Genomic DNA, 303 nt, shown 5'->3' with positions numbered 1-303 from the left:
CGGGCCAGCTCGGCGGCGGTCATGGAGGGGCGGGACTGGAGAAGCAGCACCATCTTGATGAGCCGGGCAGCGCGCATGGGTTCATCATGCCGGGCCCGCCGGGGGGAGGGCCGTGGGGGTGCGTCGTCGGGTGCGGGTGGGTGGGGGTTGTTCGCGCGGGGAGCCGCGCGAGAAGCCACGAACCACCCGCACCCGACGACCGACAGGCGCTTCCCGACTCAGAAGGCGCCCGACAGCCTCACAGCCCGTACTTCTCGCGGGCCTCCTTCACCGCCCCCGCCCGGGTCTCCCCCCGCTTCGCCA

The organism is Streptomyces torulosus, from assembly GCF_001419765.1.
Lineage (GTDB): Bacteria > Actinomycetota > Actinomycetes > Streptomycetales > Streptomycetaceae > Streptomyces > Streptomyces torulosus.
The sequence above is the reverse complement of the archived record's forward strand: the minus strand, read 5'-3'. Positions refer to the sequence as shown.